The sequence below is a fragment of the Paraburkholderia sp. JPY419 genome (assembly GCF_050435705.1).
In the GTDB taxonomy this organism is placed as follows: domain Bacteria; phylum Pseudomonadota; class Gammaproteobacteria; order Burkholderiales; family Burkholderiaceae; genus Paraburkholderia; species Paraburkholderia youngii.
This window is the reverse complement of sequence record NZ_JBNDKV010000003.1, coordinates 702533-718058: the sequence shown is the minus strand read 5'-3', so window position 1 is coordinate 718058 and position 15526 is coordinate 702533. Positions and strand designations below refer to the sequence as shown.

Below are 15526 nucleotides of genomic sequence, written 5' to 3'. Positions count from 1 at the left end.
GCTGCCAAAGATCATGAACACGATATCCATAACGCCCGTCCCTCAAACCCCGTTTACACGGGACCCAAATTCAACAGCCTGCTAGGTATTTGTGCGCTCCCGCTCATCGCTAGCGGTGAAGTCTGGCTATCGCCGGTGTCATCCGCATGGGTACTCGACTAAATCCGCGACTGATCATTTGCGGTAGACGTGCGATTGATTACCGTACGACCTGACGGTCACCCTCGCGGCGTGGGTGTAGATCACTGTCCGATGAACAAAGCTTGTCCAGGTAGTTACTCGCGCGCACTATGATCTCCATGCGGGTGACGCAGATCTGGCGGTCGTACTCGTTGATCACAGCAGTGAGGTCACCGATTAACTTTCGGGGAACGCTCCAAGTTTCGCTGTTATCGGCCTCGACGACGATAGCTTCGAGGTCACGCTTAACCTTATTAAGGACATCGATATCAAGCTTCCCATGTCCTGCCCGGGTGATAAAGCTCGTGATAATCGTGACCTGCAAGGCTACGTTGATCAGAGGACGGTCCCGCTCGCCATTGCGTAGACGCTCAAGTGCGATGCGTGCGCGCAGCACCAGATCAGACGCCTCTTTTCGTGGCATAGGAAGTAATAGCGCTTTGGAATGCGCTGCTGCCGATGGTCCAAGCAGTGACTGGTGATTTTTGTTGTTGGGCATGTTCGGAAAATCCATAGATTCGGTTCGATACGGATGTTGGGGATGAATCGCCGGTGATCAAGAGGTAGTGTCGGACTTAACCCCCGCGTCATTGTATTGCCTCCTGAAGGGGCGCGTCCTGCAGCGTTGTCTTGCAGCATCTTTCGTGCATGAGAGGGACGGGCCTTCTTGATATCAGTGCACTCCATCGAAAGGGTCGAGGCGCAGCAAATGGCGGAATGAATCAGGAGCGGTGCGGTGCTTCTCTCTAACCGGAAATAGAGTCGCTCGATAATTGCGCACATCCTCTTTCCCTTCCTTGACAATGTCTCCGGATTCGCGATAGGCGTGGGCATTCTCTCGTGCGATCAGCTAGGAGTTCGTATTTTCGCAGATCGGCGCAACGGGCCGGGCCTGCCGATGTGGTATCGGCCTGTCGGCGAATGCGGTTAGACGGGTGCTGGTCAGCAACATCGCAAAATCCCTCGTTTCGGGTGCCAGCTGAGATTGACATCTCGCGCACGGTGCCGACGGCGCCTGACAAATGCGCGTTTCCGCCTAAACGCGTGATGCTGCCTCATCGACTACAGACGATTTGCGACAGATGGTGATTTGGCAAAAAACCTCCGATTTGAGTGACAACGACAACGATTTTTTGGTCCCCCCAATCGCGCCTATATTTGTTTATGTCGGAGAGTGTTCGATGGATCAAACTTGGCTAAAAGGCAATAATTTTCGTCCCATCTCGGGGACGATTTATTTGCGAAATGTCAAACTGACGAAGGCTCCTCATCTTGACTCCCACGTCAATTTGACCTTCGAGAACTATAATTTTCAACGCTGTGACGTGCACGGAACCATTCGGAGCTCTAAGGATGCCGATCAGCTTTGGAAATCGCCCGATCCAGAGGCAGTAGGTCGGGCGATCTGGGTCTATTCCGACATGACTTGGCGCAGTGCATCCAGCCTTAAATACTGGCTCGCAAATGGCGGAATGACTTATTCGAGCCTGAAATCGGCATGCCGAGAACTGGCTGGGATCATAGGGGAGTGGGAATACGAGGTTGGTCAGGCAGATTGCGAGGTGTTGGAAGTCTCGAAGGCGACTACCCACAAGATCGATATGATTGGCGTCGGCAATTTCGATGAGCCTCAAACCTGAAGGGCCGTCCGTGTCTGCGACGACCCGTCAGGTGTCGCCAGATGTGGCTAACAATGCGACCGATGTGGCAAAACGTAGTGGCAGGTTGTCTCAAGAGTGTGCTTGCTGCAAATCGAATGGAAGAAGCTCTGATCGGTTCGAGCGCTGCGTTCAGCCGCAGTTCGATTTGTCACAATGTGTGATTGGCTGGAAATAGGTCATCTACGGAAGGTCTGCAAAAGTCCTGGCGTTGACGTCTCGGTGGACTATCCTGGGAGAATGCAGGTTTAAGGGGTACCTCGATGACACAGCTTGGTCTTGGTCTGGATCTTTCAACGAAACGCACGCGCAAGCGGGAATTTCTCGATGAGATGAGGCGCGTTGTCCCATGGTCGAGGTTGATTGCGTTGATCGAACCGCACTATCCAAGGGGTAAGACTGGAAGGCCGCCGTTTCCTATTGCGACGATGCTGCAGATCCACTTCATGCAGCAGTGGTTTGGTCTGTCAGACCCGGCGATGGAAGAGGCGCTTTATGACGTGCCGCTGTATCGTGAATTTGCTGGGCTGGACGAGGTATGACGCGTTTGCCGGACGAGAGCACGATTCTCCGGTTCCGTCACCTTCTCGAAACGCACGGCCTGGCTGCGCAGATGCTCACGCGGGTCAATGAGATCCTGAGCGAGAAAGGCTTGATGCTGAAGGTGGGGTCGGCGGTCGACGCTACCTTGGTTTCCGCACCCACTTCGACGAAGAACGGCTCTGGTACACGGGAGCCGGAAATGCACCAGACGAAGAAGGGAAATCAATGGTGCTTCGGGATGAAAGCGCACGTCGGCGTGGACGCAGAGTCGGGCCTGGTCCACACGGTCATCGGCACACAGCCGCCAACGTTCAGTTCATGACATCAATGCGGCCGAAGCGCTGTTGCACGGCCAGGAAAAGGATGTGTACGCTGACGCCGGATATCAGGGTATCGAAAAGCGCTGCCAGGTAAGCGCGGTTCGCTGGCATGTGGCGATGCGACCAGGCAGGCGCAGACAACTGGACCTAACCGATCGGCTGGACGCGATATTCGATCAGATTGAACGCCTGAAGGCCGGCATCCGCGCCAAGGTTGAACATCCGTTCCGCGTCCTCAAACAGCAGTTTGGCTATACAAAGACCCGGTACCGAGGGTTGATGAAGAACACCGCCCAGATCACGACACTATTTGCTCTGGGCAACCTGTGGATGGCACGCAAGGCTTTGTGGAACGCTTGAAACGCTCGCAGATTCAGGCCGCGAATCTCGGCAAACAGTGGTCGTCACGCTTCAAAAGCCAGACGACCAACCTGCCAGCAGACTCTCATGGCTGATACGACGCAAGTGGCAAACGGCCAACTCTCTGAAAACGAGTTGTGCAGACCTTCCTTAGCACGTGGACCATGCCAATAAAGCACGAACCCAACGTCGCGCCGGATAGAATGGTTAGCGCCTTTTCGTCCTTCGTGTCGGACTGGGCTGCAATCTTTTGCATTGAGGTGATCGAGTCAGTCTTAATCATCGCATCAGGGAAAGAGGAATTGAACGCACCGATGCCTTTGTCCACATCTAGAATGAACGGTGCCAGCAGTACGGCATTCTTATGCGAACATGTCACGCTGATGACGAGCGTACCGGCGATGTCGTGGTTCTGGAGTTGACTGTTAACCCTAGCTCGTGGCAGCGCTGGAGGTCTGTGTCGCGAACTCATCTCCTAAAATACCGACCTGACCGCTGACGAATGAGCCAATTATGGACGCATGTGTCCCTGATCGGAAATCGCTTGCATCGTTGGAAAAGAACTGAACGTTCATCTTGAGACTGTCAGCTGACAGTGGTATCTGCTTGATCTGCGAGCGATCGAAGTCGACCGGACGCTCCGCCGAGTCGCTGATACCGGACATTTTTTCTTGAACGGCTGGACTGACTTGATCGCGGCAACTTTGGCTTTTGCAAACTCCTGCGCTGCGGCGGCGAGATCCTTGCCTACCGCTACGGACTCGGCATCGACATGAGAGGTGTCGATACCCATCCCGGCCAGTTCCTGAGACGTCATGTCAAGAGAGCGCTTGGCGGAAATTAGGGAATTGAGAGTGTCTTCTGCGGCATCGGCAGGCGCACAAGCAGCCCGCAACCTGCTCGAGCAAATGCAGGCGCTCTATACTGACGAGATTTCCGAGCGCAAGCGCGGGATCGTAGGGAATTGCCGAAGGCATGATGGGATACTCCTGTGCGTAACTACGGGTATTAACGGTCTGTTCGTTAGTGCGACGGTAAAGAAAATCCACGGCTCATCGCAGTGGGCCTACGGGTGCCACATCGGCGAAATACATCGCCCGCCTGAGAGAAACTAGGACGGTGCCGTCTCGTGTTCGTCGAGAAGATAAGCCTTGATTTGACGACGGGATATGCCAAATATTGAGTGCAACGCGTCTGGAGACCAACCGCGAGCGAGCGCCGTTCGGATAGCTGTTAGCGCCGATGTAAAACTGACCCACCCGCCGAATTAAACCTGACCCACCTGGGAGAGGATGGCGGCTTTTTGCCGCCGATGCTGACTCAGGAGCAAGCAGTGGAAATCAAGGTATTGGCAAGACGGGGAGCGGCGGTACGGGAGATAGCGCGGCAAACGGGCTTGTCGCGCAACACTGTGCGTCGCTATCTGCGCGACGAGCAGGCGGGCCGTTACAAGCATCGCGAGCCCCGTCCGACGAAGCTCGACCCGTTCAAGGACTATCTGCTCGAACGTGTTGCCGCCGCGCGTCCGCACTGGATTCCTGCGACGGTGCTGCATCGGGAACTGCAGGAAGCCGGTTATGAAGGCGGCATCAGCCAGCTCAAGGCATTCCTGGCACCGTACAAGCGTGCAGAGCCCGAACCGGTGGTGCGTTTCGAGACGCCGCCGGGCAAGCAGATGCAGGCCGACTTCACAGTCATCCGCCGTGGCCGCGCGCCGTTATTGGCGCTGGTCGCGACGCTCGGATACAGCCGAGCGAGCTTCGTGCGCTTCACCGCCGGCGAGGACGCCGCGACGTTGTGCGAGTGCCTGCGCGAAGCGTTTGTCTACTTCGGCGGCACGCCCGAGCAGGTGCTGTTCGATAACGCGAAGTCTGTAGTTATCGAACGCGATGCGTTCGGCGAAGGCGAGCATCGGTGGAACACGCAGTTGCTTGCTGTGGCCGAAACCTATGGCTTCACGCCGAAGGTCTGCCAACCCTATCGTGCCAAGACCAAGGGTAAGGTCGAACGCTTCAACCGCTATCTGAAGGAGAGCTTCGTGGTGCCGCTCGCGGCCACGCTCAAGCAGTCAGGACTAAAGCTGGATGTCGAAGCCGCCAATGCGCGCATCGGCCGGTGGCTCGCCGAAGTCGCCAACGTGCGCATACACGCCACCACGCGCGAGCGTCCGGCCGCAAGGCTGGCACTTGAGCAGGCAGCGCTGCTGCCGTTGCCGACGCCAACATCGGCACCAGCGCCTGCTTCCTCCAAGCTGCGCCGGGTGCTGCCGCGAGAGAGCCTTCAGCATCCGCTTGCGGTGTATGACGCGCTGCTGGAGGTCGCCGCATGAATCTCCAGCACGAACGGATTGCTAGCCTTTGCAAACAGCTGAAGCTCGAGCGCATCTCCAGTGACTGGGGAGCTCTCGCGCAGCACACGGCAACGACCGATGCCAGCCATGCCGACTTCCTGGAGCAACTGCTAAAGGCGGAGCTCAGTGCGCGCGAGGAGCGTAAGCGCCAGACGCTCACGAAGCTCGCCTCGCTTCCGGGCATCAAGACACTGGAGCAATACGACTTCGGCTTCGCCAGCGGTGCGCCACGGGCCCAGATACAGGAGCTGGGGAGCCTGGCGTTCATCGAGCGGGCCGAGAACGTCGTGTTGCTCGGCCCCAGCGGGGTCGGCAAAACGCATATCGCGAGCGCACTGGCCTATCGGGCGACGCAGGCGGGCATCAAGACGCGCTTTATCACGGCTGCCGACCTGATGATGCAACTGGCGACGGCGCGCCAGCAGAACCGCTTGCGGGAGTTCATCAACCGGGCGGTCATCGGTCCGAGGCTGCTCGTCATCGACGAAATTGGCTATCTGCCGTTCGGGCGTGAGGAGGCGAACCTGTTCTTCAATGTCGTCGCCAAACGTTACGAACGCGGCTCCATCGTGTTGACGAGCAACCTGCCGTTCACGCAATGGGCCACTGCGTTTGCTGACGACCAGACGCTCACGGCAGCCATGCTCGACCGGCTCCTGCATCACGCCCATATCGTGCAAATCAGTGGTGAGAGCTATCGACTGAAGGACAAACGAAAAGCAGGCCAAACGGGAACGCGGGCAACAGCGAAAGCAGCTGCGTAACACAGGTCCCGGGTGGGTCAGATTTACTTCGGCGAATCGCCGAAAGGCGGGTCAGAATTCAATCGGCGTTGACAGATAGCGGCACGCCTAAGTGCCTGGAGCAGTCCCCAAACGCTGGGGATATCGATCTGGCCGTTCACGTCGGCAATATCGCGCCACCGGATGTATATTGGTTCGGGCACGTACAGGCCGGTTCGGTGAAAGAACTTTTCGTGGCGCGTTGGTAGGTAAAGTCGACACCCACCATGAGCTTTCACCAGATCATGCATCATGCCAAAGCTGGTTGGACGCACCACGTCAGCCAACGAGTTGGGCAGGACAACTTAACACGCGGTCGCGATTGCGCTCGCAAAATCGGATACACGGTTCGCGAGATTTCTCTGCGAACAGGCCCGCGCCTCCGATGGAGTGAATGAAACCTTCCTCCGCTCGTATCGCGGCGGGGTCTGCGTCATTGATCGGGTGATGATTGATTGACCACACTGGATTTCTCCTCTTGTCCAACGAGTGCAGGTTACCCAACGGAACTTCACCGAAATAGGGGATTTGCCTTCCCTAGTCGCACAAAGTCCCACTTCTTAATGCTGTTAGAATGTGTGGAGAGGACATTCAGTGCGTGATTGACGTCTATTTGGGGAGCCGTCCGACGCGGATTGCGCGGGTCGATAGATCGGTTCCCTCTCTCCACACGCAATTTCGCGGGAAGCTCGTCCGCCGCAGATGTGACGCGGCATAAATGCCAAACGGGGTCTGTGTTCCTCAGTCGACGGTTTTTGTTCAATGAGTGTCGCACATGGCGCAACGTGTTAAGCCTTGTTCGGTTAATCGACTAGAGTGACGTCTGTTTTTCTTTTCGCCCGGATTTGTTGGGGATTGAGTCCTTAGGAAATGGGAGCGGCGCCTACGTGCCTGAGGACGCAAGGACTCTTTAAATAGGGATTGTCTCGTGCCCATCAGTAAAATCTAATCATTACGTGGAAAGCATTGAAATTTTGACCGAGCGCAGAGCGCCGCAATCAGCGCGCGGGGCAGGAAAAAATCGCCATGTGCGGGAAACGTTGGAACTGGGAGCTTCGGTGTCGGCCGTGGTTCATCGGCACGGCGTCAACGCCAATCAGTTGTTCGGCTGCCGCAAGCAATGCCAGGAAGGAAGTCTGGCGGCGGAGAGTGCGGGTGAAGCTTTGTGCCCCGCATCTGAGCTGGTCGCCGTCGAGCAGCGCCTCGGCACAACACAGGCTACGCAGCCGTCGAATGGCTGTCGGTCAATGGCTTGGCCAATCGACCACCGCACGCGCAGCCTCGCTCGCCAACTGGGTCTTGAGCCGTTGTCCACCCTTCTGCGGTCGCCGCAGAGCAAATGGCATGACCGAATCGTTCGTGAAGGTTATGAAGCACGACTACGTCGCTTCGTTGGACAAGCGCTGACGCGCAACCGGCGCTCTCGCGTCTGGCTATCGCGTTTGAACGCTACAAAGAGGCGCCGCACAAAGCCGTGAAATAGCCCTCGCGTCGCGAGTTCAGGCATGCTGCGGCGTCATCAACCTAACGGTGCCCACGTGTGCTGAATTACAGGAGCCACTCCAAGAATAACCCCCGGAGAAATCAGGCTCCGGGAGCGAGCAAGGCGAACGGTGAATGATAATCGACACGGTCTTGTGATGACCGCAAAACGCTGCCTGCGGACCAACCGAGTGAGATGTTGTGACAGTCCGGTGGCTAGTTACTGCAACTACAGCGCGGCTGGCATCGTGGCCAGTGCCGCGCACAAGGCGTGGCGCCGCGCGCGGGCGCGAACAACCGTAGTCGTGGTGGTTTTGCCCTTAACGGCATCCAATTCGCTGACCCTACTGCGTCGCCAGTCAGCGAAACTACAAAGGCATTGAGGAAGTTTTGACTGAAGCAACGCGATGCAAACTACTGATGCTTTGAGACTGATCAAACCGGCACGATAGCGCGTTCGCTATATTCAATTGCATTCGTGACGAGGCGTTCGCGCGTCCAGCGGTCGGTTCAATGTTCCGGATTCGCCTTCGTATGGCGGGTGCGCCGAATCGACGGAAGAAATAGCTGTATCGGACCGAGCGGCAATCCGAGAAGTGATGTGACCGCTATGCAGTGCGCTGTGGACGAGTGATCGCGTTGTTGAAAACATAGCTGACAGAATGGTAAAGGCGAACCAACCTGGCTAAACCAGATGTGCATTTTCACACTCCGAATATCGGAAATCTGCCGGAGCACGCGTGAAAAGTGCGACATATTGCAGAAATTTACGCAAGCGTATCACCAGCGTGCGATGGGCTTTAGAGCCCATCGCACAGGTGTCGATCTCATGGCGGAGCGCTGGGTCGGTGCCAACACACGGCAAGATTCAATAGAAAGTGCTGCGCTGATGCAAGCCGCCTGTTATGCACCAATAGAATTTCGACGGAGTTCTCGCTTTGTCAAAAAATGCCGACACCGCTGCCGATAATCCGATGATCGGCGTCGCAATGAAAGCCCATCACGAAACAGCGATGCATATGAACCGGTCCGCATTCGCCTGCTTACAGGCAGCGCCGGATTCCGTTTGTGGAGGAATTCCTACGGACGCCGCACACCCGGTCGCTAGTTCAGAGCGCGATGCAGTAATAGAGAAACAACGGTTCGCTGCGTGCCGGAACGAGCAACTGGCGACTCAATTGGAATTGCGTAGGGAAATCCTCAAGCTGCGCGAAGCACTCACTGAAAGTGACGATCTGATCGCCCTTCATAAGATTTATAGAGACAGCGCGGAGAAGCGCGCTGCGGCCGAACGTGAAAGCACACGTGCAATGCGAATACAACTGAGCAAAATGGATGTACTGAATAGAGCGTTGCAAGCGGAAGCAAGTGCGATGGAGCGGGTTTTGCATAATCCTTCATCCTACTTATCAGGTCGGGAGGCCCATCCGCTCGCGGCATTGCAGGGCAAGCGCGTTCTGTATGTCGGGGGGCGGCCCGGATCTTTTTCTGCGATCCAGTGGCTCGTGGAAGCCTCAGGTGGAACGATGGCGCTCGGCAGCGACACGGTGGACTGCACCGGTTTGCTGGCCGCCGCGTTGCCGGATGTGGACATGCTCATGTTCCCTGCCGACTGTATAGACGAAGATACCGTGAAGATGTTCGAGTGGATCGTAAGCGGCTCGTGCCGGCCGTTATAGACGGTGGCTGAGGTCGACATCAAAGTGATGTCCATCATTTCCGATCTGATGGGCACCACTTTGACACAGTCTGCAGAGAAGAAGCCAGGTACACGAACGGGGCGCCCGAATTACCCCCGGGAGCTTCGTGAGCGACTGGCAGCGGCAGCTTGCGAGCCTGGCGTATCAGTCTCAAAGCTGGCCCGGGAGAATGGCATCAACGCGAACATGCTGTTCACCTGGCGGCGGCGATATCTGGACGATCAGCAAGCTCGATCTGCCGGGCTCATTCCGGTCGTATTGCTCAGCGACACGCCAACAGAGGTCATTGCATCAGCTCCGGTAGAAGCGCAAGCGCTGGGCGCGAAGCCTGTCTCACCGGTCGGCACGATCGAGATCCGGATCGGTCGTGCGGTGGTTAAAGTGGACGGCCTGGTTGATGCCGATATGTTGCGGATCGTGCTGGGCAGTCTGCGCTCATGATCTCCCTACCGGCAGGCACGCGCATCTGGATCGCTGCTGGCGTCACCGATATGCGATGCGGGTTCCAGGGGTTGGCAGCGAAGGTGCAAACAGCGCTTGAGGAGAATCCTCTGGGCGGCAACGTCTACATCTTCCGGGGCCGTCGCGGCGATCTGATAAAAATTCTCTGGGCCACGGAGGACGGAATCTGGCTTCTCGCGAAGCGGCTTGAACGAGGCCGTTTTATATGGCCCCAGGCCGACGGTGGCAAGGTGCATCTGAGCTCTGCACAGCTGTCGATGCTGCTTGAGGGCATCGACTGGCGACAGCCCCGTCGCACCGCCGCATTATCGATGTTGTAAACCGCGCGGCAGACTCGTAAACTACGGCGCATGTCGAGCGGCGCCGATCTTCCTGACGATGTCGAACTCCTGAAGGCCTTGCTGGTCGAGGCTCGTAGTCTGCTTGCCGAACGCGATGTCGAGATTGAGCAGCTCAAGGCCCAGATCGACAAGCTCAGGCGCATGCAGTTCGGTCGCAAGTCCGAGCAGCTGCAGCGGCAAATCGAGACGCTCGAGACTCAACTCGAGGATCTGGCCGCCGGGCGCGGCGTTGCGGATGTGCAGCGTGCGCAGGCTCGCGGTGCAAATGCGTCCGCCTCGATTGCGAGGACGGACGAAGCATCTTCGAGGCAAGCGCTTCCCGCGCATCTGCCGCGCGAGGATCATGTACTCGGGCCCGAATCGAGTTGCCCGGACTGCGGTCAACCAATGCAGGTGCTCGGCGAGGACGTGTCCGAACAACTCGCCCGGGTCGCAGCTGCGTTCAAGGTCATTCGCACGATCCGGCGCAAACTGGTTTGCCCCTCCTGCAGTACTATCACCCAGCCACCGATGCCCGGCCTGCCGATCGAGCGCAGCATCGCCCATCCGAGCTTGCTGGCAGACATCCTCGTCTCGAAGTATGCAGACCACCAGCCGTTGTACCGGCAATCGGCGATCGCGGCGCGCGACGGCGTGACGCTTGACCGGGCCAGCATGGGCCGATGGGTCGGCCAGTGCGAGGCACTGTGCGCACCGCTAACAGAGGCGCTGCGCCGCTATACCGTGTCCGCCACCAAGCTGCACGCGGATGACACGCCGATCCCGGTGCTCTCACCGGGCAACAGGAAGACCCGCACCGGCCGGCTATGGGTCTACGTGCGCGACGATCATCGCTCCGGCTCGGCGCAACCTGCTTCAGTCTGGTTCGCGTACTCGCCGAACCGGCAAGGCATCCATCCTCAAACCCATCTCGCCAGCTTCAAAGGGATTCTGCAAGCGGACGCTTACGCGGGCTTCGACGAATTGTTCCGCGATGGCTTGATACGCGAGGCGGCATGCCATGCCCACGCGAGGAGAAAGTTCTACGACATCCATGTGCGCACGCCATCTGACACAACACAAAAGGCACTCGAATATATTGGCGGGCTCTATGACATTGAGGCCTCCATTCGCGGCAAGCCCGCCGCCGAACGGCTGCGAATACGGCAGGAGAATGCCAGACCTCTGCTTCAGATCTACGAAGCGTGGCTCAGGGCAAAGCTCGAAACGCTGTCGTCGAAGTCCGATACGGCCAAGGCGATCAACTATACGCTGAACCAGTGGAGCGCACTGACGTTGTATTGCGAAGACGGTACGCTCGAGATCGACAACAACATCGCGGAGAACGCGCTGCGTTGTGTAAGCCTGGGTCGGAAAAATTTTTTATTCGCCGGCTCAGACAGCGGCGGCGAACGCGCAGCCGCGATGTACGCATTGATTGGCCTTGCACACTGAATGACATCGATCCGCGTGCCTACCTCGACTATGTGCTAACCCATATCGCCGGTCACAAAATCAATCGCATCGACGAGCTCCTGCCTTGGCGTGTGGCCGACAAGCTGCACACGCCAGCCAGTTCGCCAAAGCCCTCTACCTGACCGGCAGCTCCAGTTCACCATCATGCTTTACGCGCACCGCGAATGGACGAACGGCCCAGCTGAGCCGCTTACAGTGGATCTGTGAGCGCAATCGTATCGCGTGCTATCAACTTCGCACGGCAAGCTTGGCAAGTTTTGTGGAACTCATCGACCGGCTCAGCGCATTTGGGAAAACGGGTGCCGCTGTGCGCTCCGCGCGCTTTTGCCAGAGGCACGGCTAGGAAGCCCCATGCCAGGCTGCCTAGTTCAACATGCAGCCAAAGGAACGGCGCTGAGGACTGTACGTAGTCCGTCCTGAACAATTCGTTTTGCCGAGCACCGTAGTTACGGGGATTGAAGCCGAGCAAGTCGGTGGTTGAACAAGGCGGTCAGAATGAAGGCGCAAAGAAGCCGCAGCTTCCTGAGGATCATCCGTAGATTGTGTCCTGCGCCGCACATCACCGCGTGCATCGCGTCGCCGAGCGCACCCTTGAGCCAGTTGCGATCGAGTTTTCCGTCTGTCTTCATGTGACCGATTGCTGGCTCGATTGCGCTGCGCCGTCTGATCATCGCGCGTAGTCCGCGTGTAATGCCCCGCCGCAAGCCCGGGTGGTAGATCTTCACACCATCGACGGCGACACCCTTGTAGCCACGGTCGACGATGGCGACCTCCGGCGTGGCGTCGCACAGGATCGCCGCCTGCTCCAGCGCTTCAGCCAGGGTGTGCCCGTCGTACGGATTGCCTGGCATCGAGCGCATGCCAACCACCAGTCCTTCCTTGTGGGTCGTCGCGATCGAAACTTTCACCCCGAACTCGTACGGCTTGCGCGCCTTGCCCTTGGCCAGGCACTCGACTTCCGGTGCATGCAGCGCATAAAGCTTGTTCTTGTCCTTCGGCTTCTGCGCCAGAATGCGTCTCGTGCGGGCGATCAGTTCCGTTAATTCAGCGCAGCCTAGGTCGGCCACCTGGTTGACCTGCCGCTCCACATCGCGCATCACCCGTCCAACGCGCGAGCGCAGCGTGCGCAGCGCTTTCCTCATGCGTTTGTACTGTTTCGCGTGAGCGTAGCGGCCAATCTGCAGCGCCAGATGCGGCGCCTCGCGGTTGTAGTTCTGCCTCAGTTTCAGACCGTGCCGTGCCGCGGCTTTCACCAGATGTTCGCGACACCGTTCGAGCAGGCGCGAATCGGTTGGGTGGGCGATCGCCTTCTCCATGACGGTCGTATCAACAATCACGCGCTTGACGCTCGAAGCCTTGATCACGCCAGCGCGTTTTGCTGCTTCGATCGTTTCGGCCAGCAACTCTTCAACGCCGGCTTCGCCCATTCGCTTGCGCCAACGCGTCAGGCTCGATGGGTCGATCGGAGGTTCGGTCTGCAAGTAGGTCTCGCCGGTGAACACCTGCCAGTACGGGTTCTCTACCCATTGCCAGACGACCTCTTCGTCGGACAGGTCGAACGCGTGCTGCAAATACAGCAACCCGGCGATCAGCCTCGGCGATGTCGCCGGTCGTCCCTTGCGCGATACAAAGCTTTCGCTCATTGATGCGCCCAGTCGCTCCCAGTTGATCAGGTCGGCCAAACGTATCAACGGATGCTTCAGGTTGATCTGTTCGCGCAGCGGCTGGCGGAAAAAATCTCCCTCCGTCACAGGCGTCTTCGGACCCATTCGCACCTCGTCGAAAAATGCAGGATTCTCACGTTAATGTGCCAGGATCCTGCAAATCTCACAACACCAATTCGGCCTCAAAGCTCTGCCACGCAAGGCTCTCCGAATTGATCAGGCTCGACTACGTAAACTCCTGCTATGGGCCAGCCCTGTCTGGCAGGATCTTTTGCTACCCACACACTAAACGAAAACCGAAGGTCACTGCGCGATCACAAAAGGAGAATTGCTATCACGTGACATCGGTGGGGGCTGCATTATCCTCCGTCGCAACGCCACTTTGGACCGTATGGTGAATGTGATGTTCGTAGCGACCCAAAGTACGATAGGGGTTTTGTTTTTGGCGGCTCACGTTTTTGGGGGCTCAGGAAAGACCAATCTCTCTATTCTCGAGAAGAGAGGATGGAAGTTGAGAAGTTACACCACTTGGGCACGTCGATTTCCGGTGTGATGTGAATGCTCTTACTTCAGTTCGATACCGGACAACTTTTGTTCAAAGAGGATACACATGATCTCCGCGATCACCAATTGAGAGGTCAACTTTTGCAGACAGTGCTTATCGTATTGGCAATTGCTGTCTTAGCGTGGGCGTCCGACCATCACCGTTTTGTTAAGGGCTGGAAAGTGGACGAGCATAAGCACGGGAGAATACGGAGAAGTGCCAAGCAGCCAAGGTTGCAGGCAACCGCTGGTAGTCGCTTGCCAGACGACGGAAACGGTTGAGCCAGCCGAAGCTGCGCTCGACACCACCCAGCAGCGCGGCAACAGCACAAAGCCCTTCTTGCCCTCCGGCAGCTTGATGACTTAAGCTCAATGCACTTCGTCCAGTGCCGCTTGCGCGGACTCTTCGCCAGTGTATCCGTGGTCGGCAAACGCCACCTTGAGCGTCTGGCCCGTCGCCTGTTGAACCTGCCGCGCCAACTCTCTGACCTGCGCGCGCTTCTGTTCCTTGCCCAGCGTCACACGTACCGCGAGCAATTGCCTCAACCTGTCCACCGCCATATGCACGCGCTTGGTTGACCTCGACGGTCCTGAGCAACCCGGATGATGGAACGCAGGTCGCGCACCATGGCCCCAGAACAGCTTGCCCGAATCCAACGCTGGGTCTGCTGATTGACCAACTTCCACGGTGGAAAGCCGTCGTAATGCTTCAGCCTCGACTGCGGCAGCGGCGGGCGTTTGATGTATCGGCCAAGGTAGTTCACGTTGCGGATATGGCTGTCCGACGGTGGCGCAAAATGGACGATCCATGGCTTGCCGTAGTGACCATCCAGCCAGCGGCTCCACGCCACTTTTGCCGGGCACCGCATTTTCAGCTCCTGCGGCAGAACCAGCGCGTCGTGCGACTGCCGCAACAGATCGACGATTGCGTAGCGCCACATCGGCATGACCTGTGCCTTCACGAAATACATCGACTTCCACTGCTCGCCGTCGGGCGTTAAGTCCCCGCAGGTCACGCTCAGATGGACATGCACGTTCCATTGCAGGTCGCGCCCGAACGTGTGCAGCGCCGTGAAGATCCCCGGCAGGATGCCTTTGCGGGCCGCCGTTTTTTCGATGATGCCCGCAGCCAGCCGGCTGGGCGCCTTCAGCAACGCGCGGTTCAGCCTGAATACCTCCCACAGGGCCGAGGGCATCGTCAGCGTGATGTGCTGCCAGCGCGTTTGCGGCAGCCTTGCCGTTTGCGTGGCGATCCATTGGTCCGTCGCCTTCTTGCCGCACGTGGGGCAGAACCGGCTCTTGCAGCTGAAGCACACCTTCTTGCGATGCGGGCAGGCTCCGTTCGAGCAGCAGTGGCTCGCGTAGCCCATTACTTTCCAGTCCGCAAGCCAGCAGGCGCACCACGTTGTCCACCACCGCCGAGCGGATCTCATGCTCATGCTTTTTTTTGAAATACCGCCACCAGGCCTCGCCGGTCTGCAGCAGCTGTTTGATCGGACTGACGGTTCTGATGATCAGTACCTCCCGTGCGCGACACCTCCGACTCTACCATCCCCCGCTCGCGGCCAACGGCGGGCTTGCCTGCGGCGTTGGCCGCGAGCGGGGGATGGTTCTAGTCGCCGCGCAGCGGCTTACCTTGTTCTGTAACGGACTGCTGGGTTTTTCAGGGGCGACTCAACCACATAG

General features: G+C 58.0%; 8 protein-coding genes and 5 pseudogenes. 10 read left to right on the top strand and 3 right to left on the bottom strand.

The annotated features are described in order from the left end of the window. Window positions 1-199: 199 nt before the first annotated feature. Window positions 200-679, bottom strand: coding sequence for a hypothetical protein (locus QFZ91_RS27010; RefSeq protein WP_255215313.1), 480 nt, complete (start codon window positions 677-679; stop codon window positions 200-202). A gap of 682 nt (window positions 680-1361) precedes the next feature. Here QFZ91_RS27010 and QFZ91_RS27005 point away from each other — a divergent pair. The 10 genes and pseudogenes from QFZ91_RS27005 (at window position 1362) to tnpC (ending at window position 11755) form a co-directional block, all read left to right on the top strand. Then, complete coding sequence (locus QFZ91_RS27005; protein WP_429569002.1) at window positions 1362-1820, top strand: hypothetical protein; 459 nt, start codon at window positions 1362-1364, stop codon at window positions 1818-1820. A 281-nt stretch (window positions 1821-2101) separates the two neighbouring features. Next, window positions 2102-3061, top strand: a pseudogene (locus tag QFZ91_RS27000) (IS5 family transposase). A 1312-nt stretch (window positions 3062-4373) separates the two neighbouring features. Continuing rightward, entirely contained in the window at window positions 4374-5390 is a 1017-nt protein-coding gene (gene istA / locus QFZ91_RS26995) for an IS21 family transposase (RefSeq protein WP_176126722.1), read from the top strand. Beyond that, window positions 5387-6175, top strand: a complete 789-nt coding sequence (gene istB / locus QFZ91_RS26990; RefSeq protein ID WP_176126721.1) for an IS21-like element helper ATPase IstB — start codon at window positions 5387-5389, stop codon at window positions 6173-6175. Before istA ends, istB begins: the two co-directional genes overlap by 4 nt. A gap of 974 nt (window positions 6176-7149) precedes the next feature. Beyond that, window positions 7150-7335, top strand: a pseudogene (locus QFZ91_RS26985) (transposase); the annotation flags it as partial. A gap of 39 nt (window positions 7336-7374) precedes the next feature. Further along, window positions 7375-7676: pseudogene (locus QFZ91_RS26980) on the top strand (IS3 family transposase); the annotation flags it as partial. Window positions 7677-8613: 937 nt separating this feature from the next. Continuing rightward, window positions 8614-9354, top strand: a complete 741-nt coding sequence (locus QFZ91_RS26975) for a hypothetical protein (protein WP_429569001.1) — start codon at window positions 8614-8616, stop codon at window positions 9352-9354. A gap of 3 nt (window positions 9355-9357) precedes the next feature. Continuing rightward, window positions 9358-9816, top strand: coding sequence for an IS66-like element accessory protein TnpA (gene tnpA, locus QFZ91_RS26970; RefSeq protein ID WP_429568718.1), 459 nt, complete (start codon window positions 9358-9360; stop codon window positions 9814-9816). Further along, window positions 9813-10157, top strand: coding sequence for an IS66 family insertion sequence element accessory protein TnpB (gene tnpB, locus QFZ91_RS26965; RefSeq protein WP_429568717.1), 345 nt, complete (start codon window positions 9813-9815; stop codon window positions 10155-10157). The genes tnpA and tnpB overlap by 4 nt, the downstream gene beginning before the upstream one ends. 30 nt (window positions 10158-10187) lie before the next feature. Further along, window positions 10188-11755 (top strand): annotated as a pseudogene (gene tnpC, locus QFZ91_RS26960) (IS66 family transposase). Window positions 11756-12079: 324 nt separating this feature from the next. Here the strand turns inward: tnpC and QFZ91_RS26955 are convergent. Beyond that, on the bottom strand, window positions 12080-13402 hold the full coding sequence (locus tag QFZ91_RS26955) for an IS5 family transposase (protein WP_429522490.1): 1323 nt from the start codon (window positions 13400-13402) through the stop codon (window positions 12080-12082). A gap of 607 nt (window positions 13403-14009) precedes the next feature. After that, window positions 14010-15210: pseudogene (locus QFZ91_RS26950) on the bottom strand (IS91 family transposase). Window positions 15211-15526: the final 316 nt, after the last annotated feature.

Bases quoted from the DNA above. Each gene is read 5' to 3' on its own strand.
- QFZ91_RS27005 (WP_429569002.1), top strand. From the start codon at position 1,362: ATGGATCAAACTTGGCTAAAAGGCAATAATTTTCGTCCCATCTCGGGG.
- QFZ91_RS27010 (WP_255215313.1), bottom strand. From the start codon at position 679: ATGCCCAACAACAAAAATCACCAGTCACTGCTTGGACCATCGGCAGCA.
- QFZ91_RS26955 (WP_429522490.1), bottom strand. From the start codon at position 13,402: ATGGGTCCGAAGACGCCTGTGACGGAGGGAGATTTTTTCCGCCAGCCG.
- istB (WP_176126721.1), top strand. From the start codon at position 5,387: ATGAATCTCCAGCACGAACGGATTGCTAGCCTTTGCAAACAGCTGAAG.
- tnpB (WP_429568717.1), top strand. From the start codon at position 9,813: ATGATCTCCCTACCGGCAGGCACGCGCATCTGGATCGCTGCTGGCGTC.
- istA (WP_176126722.1), top strand. From the start codon at position 4,374: ATGCTGACTCAGGAGCAAGCAGTGGAAATCAAGGTATTGGCAAGACGG.